This is a genomic window from Providencia sp. PROV208 (genome assembly GCF_028479465.1).
GTDB classification, from domain to species: Bacteria; Pseudomonadota; Gammaproteobacteria; order Enterobacterales; family Enterobacteriaceae; genus Providencia; species Providencia alcalifaciens.
On sequence record NZ_JAMPNS010000012.1, the window covers coordinates 1 to 24,770 of the forward strand.

25 protein-coding genes are annotated in these 24,770 nt (G+C 42.4%); 9 read left to right on the plus strand and 16 right to left on the minus strand.

Translation table 11 applies throughout. The annotated features are described in order from the left end of the window. Positions 1 to 78: 78 nt before the first annotated feature. From fusA to PR766_RS10245, 7 genes are all read right to left on the minus strand, one after another. Positions 79 to 2,205 (minus strand): elongation factor G, encoded by a 2,127-nt coding sequence (fusA, locus tag PR766_RS10215; protein WP_006659523.1) that lies wholly within the window; start codon positions 2,203 to 2,205, stop codon positions 79 to 81. Between the two features lie 86 nt (positions 2,206 to 2,291). After that, the gene (gene rpsG, locus PR766_RS10220) at positions 2,292 to 2,762 is read right to left on the minus strand and encodes a 30S ribosomal protein S7 (RefSeq protein ID WP_004262486.1); all 471 of its coding nucleotides are present in this window, start codon (positions 2,760 to 2,762) and stop codon (positions 2,292 to 2,294) included. A 97-nt stretch (positions 2,763 to 2,859) separates the two neighbouring features. Then, positions 2,860 to 3,234: a 30S ribosomal protein S12 gene (gene rpsL, locus PR766_RS10225; protein WP_004265905.1), complete on the minus strand. Its 375-nt coding sequence runs from the start codon at positions 3,232 to 3,234 to the stop codon at positions 2,860 to 2,862. 134 nt (positions 3,235 to 3,368) lie between these two features. Beyond that, complete coding sequence (gene tusB / locus PR766_RS10230; RefSeq protein WP_006659524.1) at positions 3,369 to 3,656, minus strand: sulfurtransferase complex subunit TusB; 288 nt, start codon at positions 3,654 to 3,656, stop codon at positions 3,369 to 3,371. Between the two features lie 39 nt (positions 3,657 to 3,695). After that, positions 3,696 to 4,055: a sulfurtransferase complex subunit TusC gene (gene tusC / locus PR766_RS10235; protein WP_036977910.1), complete on the minus strand. Its 360-nt coding sequence runs from the start codon at positions 4,053 to 4,055 to the stop codon at positions 3,696 to 3,698. A 40-nt stretch (positions 4,056 to 4,095) separates the two neighbouring features. Continuing rightward, the gene (gene tusD / locus PR766_RS10240; RefSeq protein WP_036959723.1) at positions 4,096 to 4,500 is read right to left on the minus strand and encodes a sulfurtransferase complex subunit TusD; all 405 of its coding nucleotides are present in this window, start codon (positions 4,498 to 4,500) and stop codon (positions 4,096 to 4,098) included. Beyond that, positions 4,497 to 5,201 carry a helix-turn-helix transcriptional regulator gene (locus PR766_RS10245; RefSeq protein WP_006659527.1) on the minus strand — a complete coding sequence of 235 codons (705 nt, stop codon included), beginning with the start codon at positions 5,199 to 5,201 and terminating at the stop codon, positions 4,497 to 4,499. Before PR766_RS10245 ends, tusD begins: the two co-directional genes overlap by 4 nt. A gap of 329 nt (positions 5,202 to 5,530) precedes the next feature. On the opposite strand from PR766_RS10245, the gene PR766_RS10250 reads away from it, so the two are divergent. Next, a complete protein-coding gene (locus PR766_RS10250) occupies positions 5,531 to 6,214 on the plus strand; it encodes a kinase (RefSeq protein WP_154636007.1) in 684 nt (227 codons plus the stop codon). Positions 6,215 to 6,286: 72 nt separating this feature from the next. Here PR766_RS10250 and fkpA read toward each other — a convergent pair whose 3' ends face one another. Then, entirely contained in the window at positions 6,287 to 7,030 is a 744-nt protein-coding gene (gene fkpA, locus PR766_RS10255; RefSeq protein ID WP_006659530.1) for an FKBP-type peptidyl-prolyl cis-trans isomerase, read from the minus strand. Between the two features lie 233 nt (positions 7,031 to 7,263). On the opposite strand from fkpA, the gene PR766_RS10260 reads away from it, so the two are divergent. Next, a complete protein-coding gene (locus tag PR766_RS10260; protein WP_006659531.1) occupies positions 7,264 to 7,485 on the plus strand; it encodes a SlyX family protein in 222 nt (73 codons plus the stop codon). Between the two features lie 4 nt (positions 7,486 to 7,489). Here PR766_RS10260 and PR766_RS10265 read toward each other — a convergent pair whose 3' ends face one another. The 5 genes from PR766_RS10265 to kefG all read right to left on the minus strand — a co-directional run bounded on the left by PR766_RS10265 (position 7,490) and on the right by kefG (position 12,344). Further along, complete coding sequence (locus tag PR766_RS10265) at positions 7,490 to 8,827, minus strand: aryl-sulfate sulfotransferase (protein ID WP_230086762.1); 1,338 nt, start codon at positions 8,825 to 8,827, stop codon at positions 7,490 to 7,492. A 250-nt stretch (positions 8,828 to 9,077) separates the two neighbouring features. After that, a complete protein-coding gene (gene slyD / locus PR766_RS10270) occupies positions 9,078 to 9,683 on the minus strand; it encodes a peptidylprolyl isomerase (RefSeq protein WP_006659533.1) in 606 nt (201 codons plus the stop codon). A gap of 86 nt (positions 9,684 to 9,769) precedes the next feature. Then, positions 9,770 to 9,973, minus strand: coding sequence for a YheV family putative zinc ribbon protein (locus PR766_RS10275; RefSeq protein WP_006659534.1), 204 nt, complete (start codon positions 9,971 to 9,973; stop codon positions 9,770 to 9,772). A 9-nt stretch (positions 9,974 to 9,982) separates the two neighbouring features. After that, positions 9,983 to 11,791: a glutathione-regulated potassium-efflux system protein KefB gene (gene kefB, locus PR766_RS10280; RefSeq protein WP_006659535.1), complete on the minus strand. Its 1,809-nt coding sequence runs from the start codon at positions 11,789 to 11,791 to the stop codon at positions 9,983 to 9,985. Then, positions 11,784 to 12,344, minus strand: coding sequence for a glutathione-regulated potassium-efflux system ancillary protein KefG (kefG, locus tag PR766_RS10285; RefSeq protein ID WP_006659536.1), 561 nt, complete (start codon positions 12,342 to 12,344; stop codon positions 11,784 to 11,786). The genes kefB and kefG overlap by 8 nt, the downstream gene beginning before the upstream one ends. Before the next feature lie 151 nt (positions 12,345 to 12,495). Here kefG and PR766_RS10290 point away from each other — a divergent pair, with 151 nt between their 5' ends. From PR766_RS10290 to PR766_RS10300, 3 genes are all read left to right on the plus strand, one after another. Further along, positions 12,496 to 14,430 (plus strand): ABC transporter ATP-binding protein, encoded by a 1,935-nt coding sequence (locus PR766_RS10290; protein ID WP_006659537.1) that lies wholly within the window; start codon positions 12,496 to 12,498, stop codon positions 14,428 to 14,430. A 430-nt stretch (positions 14,431 to 14,860) separates the two neighbouring features. Continuing rightward, complete coding sequence (locus tag PR766_RS10295; RefSeq protein ID WP_224061698.1) at positions 14,861 to 16,057, plus strand: peptidase; 1,197 nt, start codon at positions 14,861 to 14,863, stop codon at positions 16,055 to 16,057. Then, positions 16,054 to 16,776, plus strand: coding sequence for an Lnb N-terminal periplasmic domain-containing protein (locus PR766_RS10300; RefSeq protein WP_006659539.1), 723 nt, complete (start codon positions 16,054 to 16,056; stop codon positions 16,774 to 16,776). The genes PR766_RS10295 and PR766_RS10300 overlap by 4 nt, the downstream gene beginning before the upstream one ends. A gap of 101 nt (positions 16,777 to 16,877) precedes the next feature. Here PR766_RS10300 and adiA read toward each other — a convergent pair whose 3' ends face one another. Together adiA and PR766_RS10310 are read right to left on the minus strand one after the other, a co-directional pair. Next, the gene (adiA, locus tag PR766_RS10305) at positions 16,878 to 19,148 is read right to left on the minus strand and encodes an arginine decarboxylase (protein WP_154630981.1); all 2,271 of its coding nucleotides are present in this window, start codon (positions 19,146 to 19,148) and stop codon (positions 16,878 to 16,880) included. A gap of 96 nt (positions 19,149 to 19,244) precedes the next feature. Continuing rightward, the gene (locus tag PR766_RS10310; protein WP_154636005.1) at positions 19,245 to 20,105 is read right to left on the minus strand and encodes a MurR/RpiR family transcriptional regulator; all 861 of its coding nucleotides are present in this window, start codon (positions 20,103 to 20,105) and stop codon (positions 19,245 to 19,247) included. Between the two features lie 251 nt (positions 20,106 to 20,356). Between PR766_RS10310 and murQ the strand changes: the two genes are divergently transcribed. After that, entirely contained in the window at positions 20,357 to 21,268 is a 912-nt protein-coding gene (gene murQ, locus PR766_RS10315) for an N-acetylmuramic acid 6-phosphate etherase (protein WP_006659542.1), read from the plus strand. A 27-nt stretch (positions 21,269 to 21,295) separates the two neighbouring features. Continuing rightward, the gene (murP, locus tag PR766_RS10320) at positions 21,296 to 22,765 is read left to right on the plus strand and encodes a PTS N-acetylmuramic acid transporter subunit IIBC (protein WP_006663028.1); all 1,470 of its coding nucleotides are present in this window, start codon (positions 21,296 to 21,298) and stop codon (positions 22,763 to 22,765) included. A 66-nt stretch (positions 22,766 to 22,831) separates the two neighbouring features. On the opposite strand, the gene PR766_RS10325 is transcribed toward murP, so the two are convergent. Beyond that, complete coding sequence (locus PR766_RS10325; protein ID WP_006659544.1) at positions 22,832 to 23,437, minus strand: LysE family translocator; 606 nt, start codon at positions 23,435 to 23,437, stop codon at positions 22,832 to 22,834. Positions 23,438 to 23,539: 102 nt separating this feature from the next. Here PR766_RS10325 and PR766_RS10330 point away from each other — a divergent pair, with 102 nt between their 5' ends. Both PR766_RS10330 and PR766_RS10335 read left to right on the plus strand, forming a co-directional pair. Further along, on the plus strand, positions 23,540 to 24,523 hold the full coding sequence (locus PR766_RS10330) for a hydrolase (protein WP_006663029.1): 984 nt from the start codon (positions 23,540 to 23,542) through the stop codon (positions 24,521 to 24,523). Then, the gene (locus PR766_RS10335) at positions 24,520 to 24,738 is read left to right on the plus strand and encodes a YheU family protein (protein WP_006659547.1); all 219 of its coding nucleotides are present in this window, start codon (positions 24,520 to 24,522) and stop codon (positions 24,736 to 24,738) included. The genes PR766_RS10330 and PR766_RS10335 overlap by 4 nt, the downstream gene beginning before the upstream one ends. Positions 24,739 to 24,770 lie beyond the last annotated feature (32 nt).

The window sequence follows — 24,770 nt, forward strand, 5'->3', positions numbered from 1 at the left end:
CGACTCTATTCCTTATGGAGTTCCCTCTTCACGATGAGAAGGAACTTAAATTAAAGTAGTTAAATCGATAAAAATCGATTATCTAGCGTTACGAGCTTCAATTACAGCTTGTGCAACGTTGTTTGGCGCTTCATTGTACTTCAGGAACTCCATAGAGTATGAAGCACGACCTTGTGTCTGAGAACGCAGGTCAGTAGCATAACCGAACATTTCGGATAATGGTACTTGTGCACGAACAACTTTACCAGTAGGTAAGTCATCCATACCTTCAATCATACCACGACGACGGTTCAGGTCACCAATTACATCGCCCATGTAGTCTTCTGGAGTTTCCACTTCAACTTTCATGATTGGCTCAAGCAGAACTGGTTTCGCTTTTTTGAAGCCGTCTTTAAATGCGATTGATGCCGCAAGTTTAAACGCCAATTCAGAGGAGTCAACATCATGGTAAGAACCGAAATGCAGACGAACACCCATGTTAACTACTGGATAACCCGCTAATGGACCAGATTTCAGCTGCTCTTGCAGACCTTTGTCAACCGCAGGAATGTATTCCGTAGGGATTACACCACCTTTGATTTCGTTGACAAATTCGTAGTCCATTGGCAGACCATCTTTGTCTTTCTTGTCCAGTGGGTACATATCGATAACGACATGACCGTACTGACCACGACCACCAGACTGTTTCGCGTGTTTACCTTCGATGTCAGTCACTTTAGTCGTGATTGCTTCGCGGTAAGCTACTTGTGGTTTACCAACGTTCGCTTCAACTTTGAATTCACGACGCATACGGTCAACCAGAACGTCCAAGTGTAATTCACCCATACCAGCGATGATAGTCTGATTAGTCTCTTCATCACTTGATACGCGGAATGATGGGTCTTCTTGAGCCAGACGGCCTAATGCGATACCCATTTTTTCTTGGTCAGCTTTAGTTTTTGGTTCGATTGCAACAGAGATTACTGGCTCTGGGAATTCCATACGCTCCAGGATGATTGGTGCATCAACTGCACATAAAGTATCACCTGTAGTTACGTCTTTCAGACCGATAGCAGCCGCGATGTCACCAGCGCGAACTTCTTTAATCTCTTCACGCTTGTTAGCGTGCATCTGTACGATACGACCAAAACGCTCTTTCTTCGCTTTAACGGCGTTCAGAACGGTATCACCTGAGTTAACAACACCGGAGTAAACACGGAAGAATGTCAGGTTACCAACGAATGGGTCAGTTGCAATTTTAAATGCTAAAGATGAGAACGGCTCTTCGTCACTTGCATGACGTTCAGCTGGAGTATCTTTACCATCGTCCAGAACACCGTTAATTGCCGGCACATCTGTAGGAGCTGGTAAGTAATCCACAACCGCATCCAGCATCGCCTGAACACCTTTGTTCTTAAATGCAGAACCACAGGTAACCAGGATAATTTCGCTTGCAAGAACACGTTGACGTAAAGCGCCTTTGATTTCAGCTTCAGTCAGTTCTTCACCGCCCAGATATTTTTCCATCAGTTCTTCTGATGCTTCTGCAGCGGATTCGATCAGGTTGTTGTGCCACTCTTCAGCCAGCTCTTGCATGTCCGCAGGGATATCTTCGTATTCGAAGGTAACGCCTTGGTCTTCGTCGTTCCATTTGATTGCTTTCATTTTCAGCAAGTCAACAACACCAGTGAACGACTCTTCTGCGCCGACTGGTAATTGCAGTGGAACTGCAGTAGCTGCTAAACGTGTTTTTAATTGCTCAACAACACGTAAGAAGTTCGCACCCATACGGTCCATTTTGTTAACGAACGCGATACGTGGAACTTTATATTTGTTAGCCTGACGCCATACGGTTTCAGACTGTGGCTGAACACCACCAACTGCACAGTAAACCATTACTGCGCCATCAAGAACACGCATAGAACGTTCTACTTCGATTGTGAAGTCAACGTGTCCCGGGGTGTCGATGATGTTGATACGGTGTGGTTCATACTGTTTAGCCATACCAGACCAGAATGCAGTAGTCGCAGCGGAAGTGATAGTAATACCACGCTCTTGCTCTTGCTCCATCCAGTCCATTGTTGCAGAACCTTCGTGGGTTTCACCGATCTTATGGTTTACACCAGTATAGAACAGAATACGTTCAGAAGTTGTGGTTTTACCGGCGTCGATGTGTGCACTGATACCGATGTTACGATAACGTGCTATGGGCGTTTGACGGGCCATTTTTTCCTCTCTCGTGGGCGTTCAATTCTTCATATAAAGGGCAGCTGAAAGCTACCCTGAGATACATCACTAAGATTGGTAAGAGATTACCAACGGTAGTGTGCGAACGCCTTGTTAGCTTCTGCCATACGGTGAACGTCTTCACGTTTCTTAACAGCGGAACCTTTGTTCTCAGCAGCGTCTGATAATTCGTTTGCCAGGCGAAGCGCCATAGATTTATCACCGCGTTTACGAGCAGCATCAACGATCCAACGCATTGCCAGGGCATTACGACGAACCGGGCGAACTTCAACTGGAACTTGGTAAGTTGAACCACCAACACGGCGGGATTTAACTTCCACAGTCGGACGCACGTTATCAAGTGCTAATTCGAATGCATCAAGTTCAGTTTTACCAGAACGCTGAGCAAGGGTTTCAAGTGCGTTGTATACGATTGCTTCAGCAGTAGATTTTTTCCCGTCTACCATCAGGATATTTACAAATTTGGCCAGTAATTCTGATCCGAACTTAGGATCTGGAAGAATTTTACGTTGACCAATTACGCGACGACGTGGCATGGATATGACTCCGTTGTTAATTCAGGTTTGTCCAAAACTCTACGAGAGTATTTTGACATTAAGATTAAAATGTTTGGCCTTACTTAACGGAAATCCATTAAGCCTTAGGTTTTTTCGCGCCGTATTTAGAACGAGCTTGCTTACGGTCTTTAACACCAGAACAGTCCAGTGCGCCGCGAACGGTGTGATAACGCACACCTGGCAAGTCTTTAACACGACCGCCACGGATCAAGATTACGGAGTGTTCCTGCAAGTTGTGGCCTTCACCACCAATGTAGGAAGAAACTTCGAAACCGTTAGTTAAACGAACACGGCATACTTTACGTAATGCTGAGTTTGGTTTTTTAGGAGTGGTAGTATATACACGAGTACATACGCCACGTTTTTGCGGGCAAGCTTCCAGTGCTGGAACGTTGCTTTTAACAACCTTCGAGCTACGAGATTTGCGTACCAGCTGATTAATAGTTGCCATTATTAAAAAAGCTCCTGGTTTTTTGCTTCGTAAACACGGATTTGACCTCGTTCGCCAACATGACGATACACGAGGACGCGAAATTTTATTGCCGACTGGCTCGGGTGTCAAGAAATATACAACTTTTAGTGACTTTATAAGGCAAAATGTTGCTTATGAGCTTCAGTTAGCTTTACAAAACCTTGGTATGAGATGATAGAAACGCCATCAGCGATCTGATTTTGCAGCCCTCGGGCGTAAATATCTGCATCCAAGGCATAAATTTGAGCTCCGCTATTTTGTAATTCAAGAAGGTATTTAGACCGCGAAATGCCAGCCAGAACACCATCTTGGAACAACAATATAGCGTCTTCATTTGTGACTAACCGCAGCATTGCGGAAAAATCGCTTTTAAATGGAGAAGTGGCTAAGGTGTATAACATAGGCGGGATCCTACTACAGATCAAAAATTGAACGCAAGATCAAAATTTAAGCACGACGTCGCAAGCAGATAAGTATGCTTGAATTTGTTGTGGCGTTAAAAATTCAGGAGTGACAACCCAATCATTCTGCTGGCTAATCCCTCTTTCCTGTAATGATTCAGAACACAGGTAAATATTTTCAATATCATACAATGGTAGGACTTTGAATGTCGCGATATAGTCTCGAGCCAAAATTTCTTTGGGTTGCTGGTGCGCAAGTAGTTGACATACACCATCCGAAATAAAGAATACGTTAATATCCTCAGTCAATGCTGAAGTTGCCAATAATGCATCCAGCCCTTCTCGTCCACTGGCACTGCCATGAGGCATCGTCGTAAAAACAAACGCAATCTTTTTCACAAAATACCTTATATCGTTGTGCTGTTCATGGTGTTCAGACTTAAAACTGAATAGTTCGGTCTGTTGTCAACATCGCCTCAGCTAAACTGCCTAAGCCGCTCATGACAAAACCTTCAGATAAGTTATAGGCTGGTAATGACAATGCTTGTGCTTGCTCTTCGTCGGTAATACCACGGCGCAGACTCGCAGCAACACAAATGTTCATTTCACACCCAGATTCTTGTGCAAGTTTACGCCATGCTTTGATTAAATCAAATTCATCAGTCGCGGGAGAAGTCAAGGTGTTGCCGTTAAGAACGCCATCTTGATAAAAGAAAATGCACTTCAATATATGCCCTTCTTCAAGAAGAGCATTGGCAAATTGATAGGCACTCGCTGATTGCGAAGTACCATATGCAGGGCCTGTCACTAACAAACAATATGTTAGCGGGTTTGCTTTACTCATTCACCACTCTTAAATTGGCGTATATATAAATAGACGGTGTGCTTCGAAATGTTCAGACGGTCAGCAACCTGATTGATTGCATCTTTAATATCGAAGATTCCTTTCTCGTATAGATTCAGAACCACTTGCTTGTTTTTCGCATTGTTCGAAACATTACGGTCATTACTGACTTCTTCAATGGTGTATTCCAATGTTTGAGCAACTAGGTCATCAACAGAAGATGCGAAGTTTACATCTGAAGTCACTTCTTGTTTTTCTTCAGGAACAAATGATTTAATAATTTCTGAGAATGGCACATCTAAGTTCATATTAATGCACAGTAAACCAATAACACGCTGCTTACGGTTACGAATCGCAATCGTCACGGATTTCATTAGGTCACCGCTTTTAGCTTTCGTAAAATACGCTTTGGATACATTTGATTCTGCATCGGCCATGTCATGGAGCATTCTTAACGCTAAGTCAGTAATAGGCGAGCCAATCTTACGCCCTGTATGCTGACCATTAGCTATTCTCACTGCTGAACATTTTAGATCTTCTAGAGAATGAAGAACAATTTCACAATGCGCACCAATTAGCATAGCGAGCCCGTCAACCGCAGCTTCATATGATTTCAAAATTTCGTGGTCAGTCTCAGTAAACGGCTGGTTATCTAGAATATTAATATCACTGAGGTCTTGGGATTGTAATGCATCAGACATTTCAACGTCATCCTTCTAAAGTGTATAAAATTCATCCAGTCAACCAATGAGGCATTCATTATTCGACTCATTTGCCTTCATTCTGTTGTACATAGTCAACGGATGTGATGATTAAAAATAAAAACGAATCTATTGAAGTTAAAACTCCGAGGCGTTGCCGTCAAGCGAATGAATGCAAGAGAGTATGTTTTATCACAATCTTTACGTAAATCAATCGCTACACAAGAGCCGAATGGCTGTGTTTATATTAACCGCGTTTTATAATAGATGTTACGGAGTTTAAGTAATAGCCTTCAAAGTCTTAGCAATATTAGATATGGACATAAATAATGCCAATGATAAATGCGCATACTCGCATGCTAGATATCCTGCAAAAAACTTCAACTTACTTAGCCGAACAGGTTCAAAAAGGTCTCACTCACAGCCTAGCCTCCGTTTCAAACACCTACAATCAGCTCTACTTTTCCTATACAAACCAAGATACAAACAAAGATATTGATACTTTTGCCAACGCATTAAAAAACTACAGTAAAGAGTACATTTCTACCTATGGAGCATTAATAGGTGAAGGCAATTATGGTCGAGCCTACAAATTAGGGTCATATGTCATAAAAATAGCGTTAACTGAAGATTCCTTTCAAGGTTCTAATTCTAATTGTGCTCGAACCTCTCGAATTACCAATGAATTCAATGATTCTGATTACTCACGAGAAGCCAACTTAAGTAATGGTGAACATGTTTTAGTGTCTAAATTTATTCAAGGTCATTCCGTGACAGGTAAAAAAGTTGTTGAATTTATGAATTCAAAAGACAGGGTCATGTACGACATAGACTCGGAAGGTAATGTAAAGGAAGGTTCAGATAAAAACCTGTACTTAATTGATTCTGATATGGTTTTTTACAAAAAAAATCACCGTAAACAATCAATAGCCAGTGATGAATTTCATGAAAATCTTGCAGTAATCGCGGATACGTATGATATCGAACTATCTTTAAGAGGCTGGGTCGATTAAACAACGCTTTTTTAGGTCGTCATTTATTCCCTTATACGAAGAGCGCTACATGATGTAGCGCTCACTCAAACATTATTTAGCAGCTGGTTTGATATCTAATAATTCAACATCAAAGATCAACGTTGAGTTCGCAGGAATACCTGGAACACCGTTTTCACCATACGCTAATTCTGGCGGGATAACTAATGTCATTTTGCCGCCTTTCTTCAGGTTAGCTAAACCTTCTGTCCAACCTTTAATGACTGAATTCAATGGGATAGTCAGTGGTTCATTACGTGAATAAGAGCTATCGAATTCTGTTCCATCAACCAGAGAACCTTTATAGTGCACGACCACTGTTTCGTCTTCTTTAGGTTTTGCGCCTGTACCGTCTTTTTCAATTTTGTACAACAGACCAGACTTAGTTTTCACGACACCTTTTTCTTTCGCAAACTTCTCGCGATACTCTTCGCCTTTCTTCACGTTAGCAGCAGATTCAGCTTTGATTTTATCTTCAGCCGCTTTTTTCACTTGGCCTTCAAATTGACGTAACGTTTCTTCAACTTGCGCATCTGTCATTTTACTTTTGCCGCTGAATGCATCTTGCACACCAGCTAATAATTGGGCTTTGTCCAGATTAATGCCAATAGATTTTTGCTCTTCTAAAGAGTTTTGCATGTAGCGACCTAAAGAGGCACCTAATGCATACGCGTTACGCTCTTCTGCATTTTTGAACGCGCTTGCTTGTGTTTTTGCTTCTTCTGCCATAACTTGTGGTGCAGTGAAAGCGAATGCTAATGTTGTTGCTAATAGACTTGCCTTAAACAGTGATTTCATCCTAATCTCCGATAGCTATTATTCGAGCTATTACGCTCATTTTTATTGATAGCTGTTCCTTATCTTAAAAAACAAGCTGTCAGTTAACACAATAAATATAAGAATATCTTAGACCACATTAACAAAAAGAGGTTTCAACGCCTACACCTTTAAATAAAACTTATCTGTTGATTTGTAATGTTCGGTTATTATGATGTTTTTTTCATGGTGAGAACCCATAAGGAGATCCTAAAATGGATTCATCAAACAATTTTGAACAGCGTTTAGAACTTTTGGAAAGCAAAGTTGCCTTTCAAGAATTAACCATTGAACAGCTCAACCAAGTGATCACAGAACAACAAATGCAGCTGTCAAAAATGCAGGAACATTTGCGTATCGTTGCGGAAAGATTGAAAGCGTCGCAATCATCTCACCTAGCGCGTCCTGAAGAAGAGACTCCCCCTCCCCATTATTAGTCTCTCAACTTTTCCCCCTGATATGAAATTGGGAGATATCAATATCAGGCAAGGCCACCTCTTCGGGCTTATCCACTTGAGGTACCCATTCATAGGGAACTCGATAAGCCCGATAAATCATGTTATCCCAGGCGTATTGTTCATCGGTATAGGGGGAAATATATTCCCAAGCAATTTTATTTTCCTTAGTAACTTCAATTATTCGTCCATCCGCGCCCTCTGTAATCAATGTATTACCATTGAGGAGTCGTTGTGCGCTGCTAACATGCGGACTAAAAAATCGAAAACGATTCGTCGGCATTTTAAATCCCTGCTCATTTGCAGAATGCTGCCAAACAATATCTAAACTGATCGGGTCTATCTCCAAGACTCGAGAATAGTCACGACCCGCATTTTTTAATCCATAAAGCGAGGTTGGCGTTGCTTGCCCATAGCCTGCTTGCCAGCCATTATCAAACAGTAAAATATTCCCCGCACCCGGTAACCCTTGAGGAATAAGATGGGCATGATGTTGACCAATAATCCCCCCTAAATGTTTAACATTATCATGGGTATAATCAGGCCCAATTTGCCATACAATCTTTCTTGTTTCACGGCTGGTAATTCCAATAATATTCGCTTCCCGAGAGCTCCATATTATATTCTCAGGATGAAAATCAGTATTGCCATTATCATAGTGTTTGTTGGGACCAAGCCGAGATAGGCTATTGATATGTAAATAATCCCCCACACCATCAGATATGAGATTAGGGTTACGATAAAAGACATTCTTTGCGGTTTCAGAAAAACCGAGCTCTGAAAAGTGATCACTGAGCGCCCAAGTCCATACAATATTTCCCTGCCAATTAACCTCAACAAAGACGTCATCCAGTAATGGCTTATCTGATATTTGAGGATTTTGAATATTTCGATGGCAAAGTAATAATGTTTTTCCTTCATAGATAGGGGATATCAAGTCAGGCGTATAATACCCGACGGGGTTTCCTTCCCGTTGAAAATCATGATGGGCTCTTGCAGACCAATATTGCTCCCCAGCATCATCCGTCAATAATTCGACACGATCAAATGACCAAACTTCGTTATTGTCCCAATCCCGCTGGACCAACCGAGTATATTCGCGATATTTATCACCTTCTTTTGACCATTCATAACTCAGCAGATTGCCTCGAGGTAACATTTTACAAGGCACTCCATTACTGTCCTGCCAAACATGAACTTCATTGCCATTCATATCAATAAGCACAGCGCCCTTATTAGCCACTGAAAATAATGTATAACCATTCCAGGCTTTATCTGGTTTATAAGTGGTTGTTTTTGTAGGGTAAATAGAGGGCATTCCCATAATGATTTTCCTCGATAATTGAGACAATGACACGAGATAAACAAAGAAATTAATCTCGATAAAAATCATGGGAATTATAAGTTAGAAAAATAACCAACTGATTTACAATAAATTTCAGTAATTATTAAATTTAATAACAGTGAATACTTGAGACTGAATGTTGAGTAAAAAAAAGCCCAACATAAAAATGTTGAGCCTACTTTCGAAATAAAAAGCGAATTCACTTTTTATTGAATCTCTTTTTTAGAGATTAGTGGCAACCACAGCCACCATGCTTGTGTCCGTGGCCTTGACCTTCGCCACCACCACAGCAACCGCCTTCTGAACCGTGGCTATGACCGCCACCGCCACAGCAACCACCTTCGTGATCATGGTCATGGTCGTGACCATCAGCACCATGGACGTGACCATGTGCGATTTCTTCTTCTGTTGCTTCACGGATAGCCATGACTTCAACATTAAATTTCAGGTTTTGACCTGCTAACATATGGTTACCGTCGACGATAACTTCATCGCCTTCGATGCCAGTGATTTCAACAGGAACTGGACCCATATCAGTATCCGCTAAGAAACGCATACCCACTTCCAGCTCGTCAACGCCCATGAATACATCTTTTGGTACGCGTTGAACTAAGTTGTCATCGTATTGACCATATGCATCGTCTGAAGCGACTTCGACATCGAAATGTTCGCCAACTTCACGACCTTCTAATGCTTTTTCCAGACCAGAAATTAAAGATCCACGGCCATGCAGATAATCCATTGGCGCGTTTGCCGGGGACTCATCAACTAAAACACCGTCTTCTGTTCTTACTTGGTAAGCGAGGCTTACAACCAAGTCTTTTGCTACTTTCATGACATCTCCTACGACCCGTAAGGGAAAAATTTTTGCCAATTGTACCGGAAAACAATTGTGCTGTATTGAGAATTGACAAAATTCTCTTATTCTGGGGTAAAAATCCCAATAACTTGTTCTTGCTTTCTCACATGCTCAGTGGCATCACCTTCGGTTTGGCGCTGTTGATCCCCACAGCTCACACATTCAACCACATCAATTTTGTCTTCTCGCCACATCATTAAGGTGTCTTGAGACTTGCATTTAGGGCAAGTTGCCCCAGCAATAAAACGCTTACGTGTTGCTGCCATTTTTCTACCTTACTGTTCGTTATTCCAGCTATGCGGTTGGCGATTTTCTCTTTGCATCTCTTTTTCGAAAAGTTCGTTAAGTTCACGCCGCGCCTCTTTAATGCGTGAGATTTGCCCGCTGTCGCTGTTTTCATTTTCAGGAATGATATCGCGTAACATACGCATATCGAGTCTGCGGAAATGTTGCTTAGCTCGATAAGCTTTATGAGGGTGCATACCGGTACTAACTAGCGCCTTACTGCCCATTTCCAGCGCACTTGAGAAGGTTTCACGGCTGAAATCCGTCACGCCACTGTGCAATAATTCGTGTGCCTCTAAACGCCCTTTAGCTCGTGCAATAATATGCAAGTTAGGGAAATTTTCTTGGCAAATACGCACAATTTCCATCACTTCCTCAGGCACATTGCTGGTGATCACAATCGATTTCGCTTTATCCGCGCCTGCCGAACGAAGAAGTTGCAGCTCACGCGCATCCCCATAATAAACGGTATATCCATAGCGGCGCATCGTGCTAATTGCCGTGACATCTTGTTCAAGCACCGTAATGTTCACTTTATTCGCCATCAACAAACGACCAACCACCTGCCCCATGCGCCCAAATCCCACTAAAATAACATGAGGATTAGTATCTTCCACAAACGGTTTTTCTGTCGATGTCGCTTGCTGATTATAACGGCGGTTGAGATACGCATCTATCAGCTGCATCACAAGTGGCGTTGTCATCATCGACAAAGTCACCACAACCAACAAGAGGTCCATTTGACGTTCATCAATAACACTCGCGCCAAACGCGGTGGCATAAATCACGAAGGCAAACTCCCCACCTTGGCTCAATACCCCAGAAAACTGTGCGCGAGCACCATTACGTAAGCGAGCCACAAACCCTAGCGCATACAACACCAGTGCTTTCACCGCGACTAATACTACAACAGCGATCAAGACTTGTGGAAGGTAAGTCCACAACACTTGTAGATTCAGAGACATACCAACAGAGATAAAAAACAGCCCTAACAATAATCCTTTAAACGGCTCGATATTAATCTCTAGTTCATGGCGGAATTCTGTTTCCGCCAGCATCACTCCAGCCATAAATGTTCCCAAAGCCATTGAGAACCCTAGGCTTTCCATAATCAGTGCCGAGCCTAATACCACTAACAGCGCGGCTGCCGTGAAAATCTCGTGCACCCCCGACTTGGCGGCTAGTCTAAATAGTGGACGTAATAAATAGCGACCGACAACCCACAGCCCTACAAACGCTACCACTTTCAAACCAATTTTGTACCAATCACTGCTCCCCGTATCACCGGCTAATAACGGAATCAACGCCATAATGGGGATAACGGCCATATCTTGAAACAGTAAAACGGAAAAACCAAGCTGCCCACTTTCTTGATTAGACATCCCTTTTTCGTTCATCAATTGCAGCGCCATCGCCGTCGAGGACATCGCCATGCCCAAGCCACCGACTACCGCAGCCTGCCAAGAAAATTGTGCCAAAATGAGCACCCCTGCCATTAGCACCGCAGTGACAACCACTTGGATGGTTCCCACACCAAAAATTGACCGACGCAGTTCCCATAATTTAGATGGCTTCAGCTCGAGTCCTATCAAAAACATTAAGAAGACAACACCTAACTCAGAGAAATGCAGAATATCATTCACATTGCGGATAAAACCCAACACAAAAGGACCAATGATGATCCCAGCGAGTAAATACCCTAACACCGCACCCAATCGGATTTTTTGGGCAATTGGCACCATCACAACACCGGCGCATAAAAATATGATCACCGACTCAAATAGATTCAACTCATCCATTTGAAATATCTCCCATATTGAGGGGCTGCTTCATCCATTGTTTATATTCTTCAACTGCTTGCTGTAATTGTTGTTTGCTCAGTCGACGGGCAGAATAAATGATACTCGGTTCTAGCCACTGCATATCACACATCAACGCAGTCAATTCAAATGGGCGAAGAATTTCGGATAACGGATAGCGATTATAGCCGCCATGCTGGTAAGACTCTTCTGGCTCCCCTGTCGTAATAATCGAACGCCAATATTTGCCTTTTAACTTTTGATAACCTTGGTCTGTGGCAAACCGGCGAGTCAGCACTTGGTCAAACCACTCTTTTAATAAAGCGGGGCAACTATAAGTATAGAGAGGATGCTGAAATACGATGACATCATGCTGACAAAGTCGCTTTTGTTCTGCGGTGACATCAATAAAATAATCGGGGTATGTTGCATATAAATCATGGATAGTGACATTATCAAAATCACGCACCGCATCTAATAACAGACGATTAGCAACTGACTCATGGGGGTCTGGGTGAGCGTAGACCACCAGTACTTTTAGCGAATTTGACATCTTTCCCTCCTCAAAGGCGTGTCAGGCGGATAATTTTCCGTTACCATGCAGCCTGCTAAATGTATTTTAAGCTTAATATATTTCAGTAATAACTTTTTTATTCGAATATATCTAACTCAATAATTTAACATATTTTCAATAGACGGTTTCTATGATTGTTTTCTCTTCATTACAAATTCGCCGAGGTGTACGTGTTCTGCTGGACAATGCAACTGCGACTATCAATCCGGGACAGAAAGTCGGATTAGTGGGTAAAAACGGCTGCGGAAAATCCACATTGCTGGCACTGCTAAAAGGTGAATTACAAGCAGAAGCAGGATCAGCAACCTTTCCAAGCAATTGGTCAATGGCATGGGTTAATCAAGAAACCCCAGCCCTTGATGTGCCTTGTATTGAGTATGTGATTGATGGCGATCGCGAATTTCGTGCCCTAGAACAAAAACTCCAGCAAGCGAATGAAAAAAATGATGGTCATGCCATTGCCGTGGTTCACGGACAGTTAGATGCCATTGATGCATGGACGATTCAATCCCGTGCGGCCAGCCTACTACATGGTTTAGGCTTTAGTCAGGCACAACTACAGTCCCCAGTAAAATCCTTTTCGGGTGGCTGGCGTATGCGCTTGAACTTAGCGCAAGCCCTATTGTGCCGTTCTGATTTATTGTTGCTCGATGAACCAACGAACCACTTAGACTTAGATGCCGTCATTTGGCTGGAAAAATGGCTTAAGAGCTACTCAGGCACACTGATCTTGATTTCCCATGATAGGGACTTCCTCGATCCTATTATCGATAAAGTGCTGCATATCGAACAAGAAACGATGTTCGAATACACGGGTAACTACTCCTCTTTCGAGCGTCAACGTGCCACTAAATTGGCACAACAACAGGCTCTGTATGAGAGCCAACAAGCCAAAGCCGCTCACTTACAAAGCTACATTGACCGCTTCAGAGTACAAGCAACGAAAGCGAAGCAAGCTCAAAGCCGTATTAAAATGCTTGAGCGTATGGAGATGGTTGCCCCTGCACATGTGGATAACCCATTCCATTTTTCATTCCGCAAACCAGAAAGCTTACCTAACCCATTATTAAAAATGGAAAAAGTCAGTGCTGGTTACGGTGAAAAAGTGGTATTAGAATCCATTAAATTGAATTTAGTCCCCGGCTCACGCATTGGTTTACTTGGGCGAAATGGTGCAGGTAAATCAACATTAATCAAAATGTTAGCGGGAGATTTACCCCCATTGCACGGTGAAATTTCCCTCGCCAAGGGCATTAAACTGGGGTATTTCGCCCAGCACCAATTAGAATATTTGCACGCTGATGAATCCCCGTTGCAGCATCTTGCCCGCTTAGCACCAGAGCAAACGGAACAACAGTTACGTGACTATTTAGGAGGGTTTGGCTTTAAAGGCGACCAAGTGACCGATCCTAGTGGGCGATTTTCCGGTGGTGAAAAAGCTCGCCTAGTATTAGCGCTGATTGTCTGGCAACGCCCTAATTTACTGTTACTCGATGAGCCAACCAATCATTTAGACTTGGACATGCGCCAAGCACTGACTGAAGCATTAATGGCTTTCGAAGGGGCCTTAGTGGTGGTTTCCCATGATAGACACTTACTGCGTACCACAACCGACGAGCTGTATCTGGTTCATGGTGGAAAAGTCGAGCAATTTGATGGCGACCTTGAAGATTACCAACAATGGTTAGCCGAACAAAACAAAATGGAATTGCAGCAAGCACGGGAACTGCTTGATAAAGAAAAACCAGCCAGTACCTCAACCGTCACGGCACAAGATAGAAAAGACCAAAAACGCCGAGAAGCCGAGTTCCGTCAACTGACTCAACCCATCCGTAAAAAAATTACGGAATTGGAAAAGAAAATGGAAAAGTATTCGATTTCCTTGGCAGAATTAGAGGCAAAATTATCTGACGCAGCCATTTATGAGCAAGATAAAAAAGCAGAGCTTACTGACTGTTTGAAGAAACAGACAGAACAAAAATCCGCACTCGAAGACGTTGAAATGGAGTGGATGGATTTACAAGAACAGCTAGAAACCATGACCAATGAGTTTGAAGCAGGTTAATCGGTAATTTATTTCAATGAATAAGCCCTTATTAAGCTCATATTAATAAGGGCTATTTTTACAATAAGACCAAATTAGATATTTTTAATTAGTGCAAAACCTTTAAAAATTTAAATTACACATAAAAATCTTATTTATAGTTTTTTTAAAAAACAATCTGAAGATTTGAGGTGTAATTAATAGATTTAAATATTAACATATCATTAACTTTAAGCAGTTAAAACCAATCAAAGAAAGTGTAATATTAAAAATAACACTTATTCTTCAATAGATTAAAATCATAGTAAAACACTTCAGCGAGCATCTATTTTGTCACTGTAATATCCCCATTATAATGAAGCCTATCCGACAAATTAAAAAATAAAAACCTATAAAGATAAGGCATTAGCACTTATCTAGATTCTATGGTTGGTACAGCATGATTTATATAATGACAATGCTCTATGGCAGAAACACAGCAAAAAAATATTTTTGGTTTATTCTCGCATTAACACTCTTTGGTGTGTTTATTGGCGCCTGCTTTTTCTTATTACCTTTTTTTGCAGATCCCCATGAGTACATGATTTTTCTATGTATTCCAATTTTATTGGAAGCCATTCGCTCCTTTGTTTGCTCAGCATATTGCCAAGGTGCCACTCGAGGATTACGAATCAGCCGTGGGCTAGTGCTGCTGCTTATGGTCTACATTGTGTTGTTTTCCAAAATACATGCTTGGGAAACCGTTCTTTCTGGCTTTATTACTGGCTTATATCTGATGGTCAGCGCTATCTGGAAAATGTCCAACAGCGTGGTTTTAAAGTTTCAGCGCTGGAAACTGATGTTTACCGTATCCATTATTGAGTTCTTACTTGGCTTATGGAATTTTATTCCATGGTCTTTTGACTATTCATCCCGCCAAGTCTATTGGGATGTCGGTACGCTGATTATGATCTTCTCCCTAGACTCATTCTTTGTGTACTATTTTGTCGTCAGTAGCCGGATATCCGATGATGTGGATCAAATAACTTTTGTACGTAATCACTCATCTTCAGATAGAGAATCCGGCACCCTACATGTTTGGACAACCACAGGGCAACTACCGTTATTTTTTAAAATTATCCAGCGCTACATTGTCTCCCGCAATTCTCAGGGGGTCATTAGTACAGGGCATGTCGCCTTTGAACTCGATGAGATTTATATCAGCCACTACCCAGAGAAAGATATTGACCGCGATACGGCGCAATTCTTACAGATATTAAAATCCACGGAAGAAAACAATGACACTGGCGTTTTTCAAATCAGTTATCTTGATGAAATGAAAATTGCGCCGCCGTCTAATTTCAAATTAACCATTGAAGGGATCAGTAAAGAAAAACTGGATGCATTTTGGCGTGAATACAGCAAAGACACGACCTACAATTTAACTAACCGTAATTGCTCAACCGTTGTCTCTTTAGCGCTAATAAAAAGTACTGAAGGATATTTTACTGAGAAAAAAGGCGGCTTCATGTTGCTACTTAAATTACTCTTTAGCCCTGAACTTTGGGTCATGTCCCAGCTCAGAAAACATGCAAGTATAATGACGTGGACACCGGGGATTGTTTTAGATTACTCCCGAGCCATGTCCGTTCTATTGAAAATGCGATGATGAGTAATTTACTTCCTAAAGACGAGTGGAGAACAGAGTATCGCTATAAATCCTCTATGGATTTTAACCGCGATACTTCAGAGGTTGCCATCCACAATTTTCGTTCGTTTCAATTCACAGATAAAAACGAATACATATGGGGTACCAAACATTACAACTTGTCTGATCTGCAAAGTGTCGATTTAGTACAGTCACATTGGTCTGGTAAAATGATTGCCCATGTTTTTTTGAGTTTTGGTTTTTCCAATGGAGACTATGTCTCTTTTTCCATTGAAACACGGCGAAAATCACATCAGCAATTTTCGGTTTGGAAAGGTTTTTTCTATAACTACGATATTATCTATGTGGTCGCGGATGAGCAGGATTTGATTGGTACGCGGGTTAATTTACGCAATGAGCAAGTCTATATTTATCCCTTAAATTTAGATAAACCACTTATTACTGAATTGTTTATCAATTACATGGATAAAATCAATTCATTGAAAGAAAATGATGAAAAATATCATTCTATGTGGAATAACTGCACAACCAGTATTTATAAAATCGCAAAAAAAACTTATCCAGACTTTAAATTCAATTGGAAACTTTTAGTCAGTGGCTATGCTTCACAATATTGCCATCAATTAGGCTTTATTGAAGATAACGATTATTTTAATAAACAAAAAATTCCTATCATTCCATTAGTTAACCACACATTCTCACACCAGATTAGGCGTTAATTCCGCTCATAGTAACCGACAGAAAGACACAATAGATCCTTAGCTAATCCCTGATAAGGATCTATTTTCGGTATTAAGCACTAAATTTAATTACATTCTCACTATCGAGCTTTCACGCACATCACATGGTACTCGCCATTAATTTTTTCTGTACCTTCCGTTTCATGCTCGAAACCCGGAAATTCGCTATCCCACGCTTGTAAACTACGCAAATAGCCAATATGTGGACTGTCGGTTTCTCCAAAGCTTTCGCCCGATAACAACATTGGGATCCCCGGCGGGTAAGGAATAATCGAGTTCGCCGCAATACGTCCAGCCAGTTTGTCTAACGGTACGGCTTCAACACGGTTAGCAACAATCTGTTGATACGCATCACGGGGGCTCATCATGACATTCGGTAACTCGGAGTAGGCTTGATTAAGCTGGCTGCCAGGGTTATTACGTTGCAAATACGCAAACATTTTATTGCCCAAATCACGTAACCCCATATCACCATAAATATCAGGTGCGACTTCTACCACTTCCGGCAACACTTTTTTTAACTGAGTATTAGCATCATAGTGGCGTTTAAAAGAGAGCAATGCATTGACCAATGTTCCCCACTTACCTTTGGTGATCCCCATAGAAAACAGAAACATAATTTGAAAATCTGTGGTGCGCGTTGGCACAATACCGTAGTGATTTAGCCATGCTGTGACCAAGGCTGCGGGTACACCAGAATCCAGTAATTTACCATCATCCCCCATACCCGGCGCCAGAATACTCACTTTTATAGGGTCAAGCATCGCCCAATCAGCAGGGATATTTTTGAATCCATGCCATGTATCTTCCGGATTCATCACCCAGCAGCTTTGCTCTTTCATCAAAAGCTCAACAGGCGCGAACTCAAAATCGTAACGTTCACCTGTTGCAGGGTCCTTCACGGTTTCCTGATTCCACGGCTTGAAAAACCACTCCCCATCATTTTGAAACTCTTTGTAGAGATAACCCAGTGATTGACGGAAGTCGATGGCTTCACGAATCACTTCGTCAGTTAATGAGCGCCCACTATTTCCATCCATCATATCCGCGGCAATGTCGTTAGAAGCACAGATAGCGTACAGTGGAGAGGTAGTTGCATGCATATGATACGCTTGGTTAAAGCGATTAAAATCAATGGCATCACGCCCATTTCTGACATGAATAAACGATGCTTGCGAAAGCGCATTCAGTAATTTATGGGTCGAGTGAGTCGCAAAAATCGTTGGATCGTCATCCTTACGTTCTTCATCACGCATCGCAAAGTGGTCACGGTAAATGGGATTAAATCGGGCATAGCCATACCATGCCTCATCAAAATGAATCCTATCGAGAGATTTATCCAGTAAATTCTGGACTTTGCGTGCGTTGTAGCAAACGCCATCATAAGTACAGTTTGTCACTACGCTATAGGCAGGTTTTTTGCCCAGTTTATCCGCGGTGAACGGGTTGTTAGCGATTTTTTCTTGGATAGCTTCAGGAGACATTTCGGTTGGGTAAATTGGCCCAATAATGCCATAGCGGTTACGGCTTGGAACCATATAAACAGGTTTTGCTCCCGTCAAAATCAAACCTTGCTCGATGGATTTATGGCAGTTACGGTCAATAACTACGACATCCTCATCCGTCATGCATGCCTGCATAATTGTACGGTTCGAGCCTGATGTGCCCACCACCACAGAGTAAGACTGGTCTGCGCCAAAAATTCGTGCGGCATTTTTTTCGCATTCACCGAATGCGCCGGTGTGATCAAGAAGTGATCCCACGGCAACCCGCTCAATACCAATGTCCGTACGGAATAAGTTTTCACCAAAGAAATCATGATAAATACGCCCCGCTGGCGTTTTCGTAAAGCCGACTCCGCCTTGGTGCCCTGGCGCAGCCCATGAATGTTCATGCACATCACTGTATTTAATTAGGCTTTTCATTAATGGCGGGAGTAATTGAGCGCGGTAGCGAATAATTGCGGCGAGAACTCGCCCAGCAATAAAGTCGGCTGAGTCTTCTAAAATCCACGCAAACTCATCCACTTGCTCCATCATTTTTCGGTCAAAAGCCACTAAAGCTTCTTCACGATCACTCAAGAGAAAAACAGGCACATCTTCTTGACGACGATGAAGCTGGGTAATTAGTCGATGGGCTTGCGCTTGCTCTTCCTTATCAGACATATCTCGCCCATAAAGCAAGCAGTCAATACTGGTATTTGAGCGGATATAGGCAAGACCATCCTCGAAATCACGAATAATGACCGTTTCTACATGCTCGTCATTCAGTTCACTTGCCAGCCGTGCTACCGCATGGCTGATCACAGAATCTTCATCTGTTAGCTCGGTATAAACGATCAACGCCCTCATGGACTCTCCCTCAATTAATTATTTTAAGCGAAATAATATCTCCTTTAGTCTTAACGCAGATAAAGTTATTTTGCAAAGTTATCGAGGCATTAATCGTTATTCATCAAGTTTATTTATCATCACTTTTGCATTCATCACCAAGGCTTTCGCTTTATCTTCCCGTTTTTGTAGCAATGCCATGAACAACAAATCGGTAAGGGTATTTTGTGCCGTTCTTGAAGAGATAGAAGAGCTCCGCCATTCATTTTCTTCCGCCACGCTTTCCAACATATAATCCGACATTTGCGCTAGAGGAGAATCTTTCGAGCGCGTAATCGCAATAACACAAGCCCCATTTTGATGTCCAATATTGGCGGCAGTGAGCATATCTTTACGCTTCCCAGAAAAAGAAATGACAATTTGTACATCTTGTGGCGTTAACGTTAATGCCGCGGCAATTTGAACATGGTGATCAGGCTCCACCAGTGTCGTAATTCCAATCTTCTGGAGCTTATAGCTTAAATCTTTCGCGGTGAGACCTGAGCCTCCAATCCCGACAATTTGCACACGCTGCGCACTGTCTATGCGCTGAATGATTTTTTCAAACTGTTTAAAATCGAGGCGTTTAGTTGTTTCGGTGATGGAATAATTTTTCTCTAATGCCAGCTTCTGGGCGACCACCATCAAGCTATCCGTTTGAGTAATTCGGTTATGCAATGCACCATGGGGTTCTCCTATATCGAGCTGCTGGCGACCAATAATTTCACTCAATGCCAGTTTCAGCGCGGGATACCCCTTTACGCCTAACTTTTGACTAAACTTCACAATAGCGGATTGACTGATTCCAAGCTGTTCTGCCAATTGCGAAGAGGACAGTTTCAGCACTTTTTCAGGACTTTCTAAGATAAATTGCGCAATTTTACGTTGATTTTCCGCGAGTCGTGGTAATAGGTACGTGATGGTATCAAGTAACGTCATAATAGCCCTCAAGAAGGTAAACCTTTATCTACAGAATAAATTTACAAATAAATTATTCCTGCAATAAAAACTCAATGCTTTAAAATTAATCATTTAAATTCAAATAATTATTATTTTATCGCGTAATAAGCAGCCAAGATTATTCGCTTATTTTGGCAAGAGAGAATAGATTGCACCGTGATAGCCATCACATCAAAGGAATAAATAATTCCATAGCATACCCCTCATGATACGTTTAAGGAGTTATTACTATGTCGATTGATTTAAGCAAGATGGTCACGGAAAGTCGCAATGAAGCCAGCACCCACATTGACCAATTGTCTACCCTTGAAATGCTTCAAGTGATTAACAATGAAGATAAAAAAGTCCCTTTAGCTGTGGAAAAAACCTTACCGCAGATTGCACAATTGGTCGATAAAGTTGCCGATGCCTTCCAACGTGGTGGTCGCTTAATCTATTCCGGTGCGGGCACGTCAGGACGCTTAGGGATCCTCGATGCCAGTGAATGCCCTCCTACCTATGGAACCCCACATGAACAAGTGATTGGGCTGATTGCCGGTGGTCACCAAGCCATCTTTCGTGCCGTTGAAAATGCGGAAGACAAACCCGAACTCGGTGAACAGGATTTAAAAAATATCAATTTTAATCAAAACGATGTTCTCGTTGGGATCGCGGCGAGTGGGCGTACTCCCTATGTACTGGGTGCCATGAAATACGCTCGCGCCTTAGGTGCCACCGTCGCGGCGATTAGCTGTAACCCTGACAGCCCTGTCTCTCAAGCCGCCGACATTGCCATTACCCCTATTGTTGGCGCTGAAGTTGTCACAGGCTCTTCACGAATGAAAGCAGGAACGGCTCAAAAACTCATTCTAAATATGATCACCACCGGAGCGATGATCCGCATCGGTAAGGTGTTTGGTAACTTGATGGTCGATGTCGAAGCGACGAATGCCAAACTTATTGAACGCCAAACCAAGATTGTGATGGAAGCAACTGAATGTGACCGCCAGACCGCAGAATCTGCATTACAACAATGTGATAGACACTGTAAGACAGCGATTTTGATGATTTTATCGGGCTTAAATGCCGATGAAGCTCGTCAATTACTCGCTAAAAACCATGGCTTTATTCGCACTGCCCTCAACATCGCAAAATCCGTCTAATCAACGGATATTTATGAGAGAAACAGTATGGCTAAAATAACCAATGAAATGATACAGCAGATCCTGCAACACGTAGGTGGCGGTCGTAATATCAAGCAATGCGGCAACTGCATGACCCGCTTGCGACTCACATTACATGATGACCAATTCGTGGATAAAGCGGCAATCAAACAAATTGCAGGTGTACTTGGCGTGATTGAAAGTGATGACCAACTACAAGTTGTTCTTGGTCCTGGTAAAGCTCAAGCAGCCGCAGATCTGATGAAGCAGATGCTAGAGAGCGGCGAAGCCGATGAGCTTCACGATGCGTCGGCGACGCAAGATCTGAAAGAGATCGCCTCTGCGAATAAACAGCAACTTAAGAAGAAACAAACCAGTGCAGTCCATCGGTTTTTATCTAAGTTCGCGACCATTTTTACCCCATTAATTCCAGGCTTTATCGGCGCAGGTCTGTTAATGGGACTAGCGTCATTGCTAACATTATTGTCAGCAAACCAAAATTTATTCCCTGCGGATTCAACTCAGCTGGACCATCTAAAAAGCTTAATTGCCTATATGAGCGTGTTTGGTAAAGGTCTATTCACCTTTATGGGACTGCTAATCGGTTATAACGCACAAAAAGCCTTTGGCGGAAGTGGTGTGAACGGGGCGATTATCGCAGCACTGTTTATTTTAGGCTACGATCCGGCTGCCACTAAAGGCTTCTATTCTGGTATGACAGACTTCTTTGGTTGGTATATCGACCCTAGAGGTAACATTATCGGTATCCTGATTGCCTGTATTTTCGGTGCTTGGGTCGAAAAACAAGTTCGTAAAATTATTCCTGCAAGCTTAGATATTATTTTAACCTCGACCATTACACTGCTCATCGTTGGGGCTGCTACCTTTGTTTTCATCATGCCTATCGGCGTATGGCTCTTCGAAGGAATGTCTTGGCTGTTCATGCACTTAAATGGTAACCCGATAGGAACCGCGGTATTAGCAGGCTTGTTCTTAATTGCGGTCATGTTCGGTGTCCACCAAGGTTTTATTCCTGTGTATGTGGCATTAGTCGAAGCCCAAGGCTTTAACTCACTATTTCCAATCTTAGCAATGGCTGGAGCGGGTCAAGTCGGCGCAGCATTAGCCTTGTATGTAAAAGCGAAAAAAGGCTCCGTGACGCGTAGCCAAATTGGTGGAGCGTTATTCCCAGGCTTCTTAGGAATCGGTGAACCATTGATCTATGGTGTCACGCTACCGCGAGTAAAACCGTTTGTGACGGCCTGTTTAGGTGGTGCTGCCGGTGGGTTCTTTATTGGTGCCGTAGCCTGGATGGGCTTACCTGTTGGTTTAAATACGGTGTTCGGACCTTCCGGATTAATTGCGATTCCACTGATGACCTCTGACCAAGGCGTGCTTCCAGCCATGGCTGTGTATGCTGGCGGTGTCTTAGTTTCGTATCTGTGTGGATTCATTTTCACCTACCTGTTTGGTAGTAAAAATGTCGATTTAGATTAGATGATGATTTGAATTGAACGATAAAAAAAGGCACTTAACGTGTCTTTTTTATTTATTGGAAATGGATTACTCCAGCCAAATTAATGGCACACAAGCGGCAGTTAATATCCCCATGACCAAATTGAAAATAAACCATGCACGTCGGCTACGTAAGAAGACACCAATCAAAGAACCAAATCCCATCCAGATCAAGCCTGCCGTTAAGTTCACCGCCACAAAAGCGATGCTCATCAAGATAATGGATTGAGTAAATAGCTCACCAGGCAGACTAAAACTGCCTACTGCGCCTAATCCCATCATCCACGCTTTCGGATTTAAGAACTGCAATAACCCGCCTTGGAACCATGTTACACTTTTAGAGGCTTTGCTATCTGTTTTCAACGGCTCATAGCTAGCAGTCGCTGTTTTCCATGCCAACCATAATAAATAAATGCTACCAACAATTTTCAGCACGATATGAATTGCTGGATATAATAGTAAGAGTGCAGCAACGCCGAATGCAGACAAATAAAGAATTGACTGCATTCCAAGCATTATTCCTAATAATAATCCGATACTACGACGGAATCCGTAGTTAGCGGCACAAGAGGTCAACAACATATTGTTAGGGCCTGGCGTGACTGCGGCAATGAATAAAAACGTAAAAAGCGAAAAAATTAGCCCCAGAGTCATTTATACTATGTTCCTCAACCTAAATATGTTTACTTGCATCACAGAAAAATAACAGTATGTTATGTGACTCTCAAGCGTTCCCACTAAATAAAAAATAAGGCCATGTCAGAAAATTTCCGCCCTATGAGTTGGGCAAAAAATCCACACCTCCAAACCTTATTACCAAGGATCTTTCGGCGTACCCCGAAAATTGTCCCCACATGGCAGCGATTAGAATTGCCTGATGGTGATTTTATCGATCTTGCATGGAGCGAAAACCCAGAACAAGCAAGTAAAAAGCCTCGTTTAGTGATTTTTCACGGATTGGAAGGAAATTTTAAAAGCCCTTATGCCCATGGGATGTTAGAAAGCGCCCAAAAGCAAGGGTGGCTAGGCGTAATTATGCATTTTAGAGGGTGTAGCGGAGAACCTAATCGCCAAAAACGTATTTATCATTCCGGTGAAACCAGCGATGCTCGCTATTTTTTACATTGGTTGAAACAAACCTGGGGGGATGCTCCAACTGCAGCGGTCGGTTACTCTCTTGGCGGTAATATGTTAGCCTGCTATTTAGCAGAGAATGGTGAGAATGCCGAATTGGATGCGGGTGTTGTTGTCTCTGCACCACTCATGCTAGAAGCCTGTTCCATCAAAATGGAAAAAGGTATTTCTCAACTATATCAGCGCTACCTACTTAACGGGTTAAAACGCAATGCAACGCGCAAGTTGGTACGCTACCCCGGCTCGCTTCCGCTTAATTTATTGCAACTTAAGCAGCTTAAACGTATTCGCGAATTTGATGATGTCATTACTGCGCGCATCCACGGCTTTGATGATGCGGCGGATTATTATCAAAAATGCAGTGCGCTACCTAAATTATCACAGATTACAAAACCCACACTGATAATCCACGCCAAAGATGACCCATTTATGGCGCCGGAAGTGGTACCAGATTTAAGCCATTTACCTGCAAATATTGAATACCAAATGACGGAACATGGTGGGCATGTTGGATTTGTCGGTGGCAGTTTTAGAAAGCCGCAAATGTGGTTGGAAACACGTATTCCGTTGTGGTTAACATCGTATTTGAATGAGCAAAAATCATGATTATTCCGTGGAAAGATCTCGCGCCTGAAACTCTAGAAAATCTCATCGAAAGTTATGTTTTACGCGAAGGCACCGATTATGGCACCCATGAGAAAAGCTTGCAGGATAAAGTGAATGACGTGAAACGGCAGTTAGTTTCTGGCGAAATTGTGCTAGTCTGGTCTGAGTTACATGAATCGGTAAATTTCATGCCTAATAACCAGTTTCGCCCGTAGCGCTGTTTCTCAAAAATAGTGGTCATGGCGTA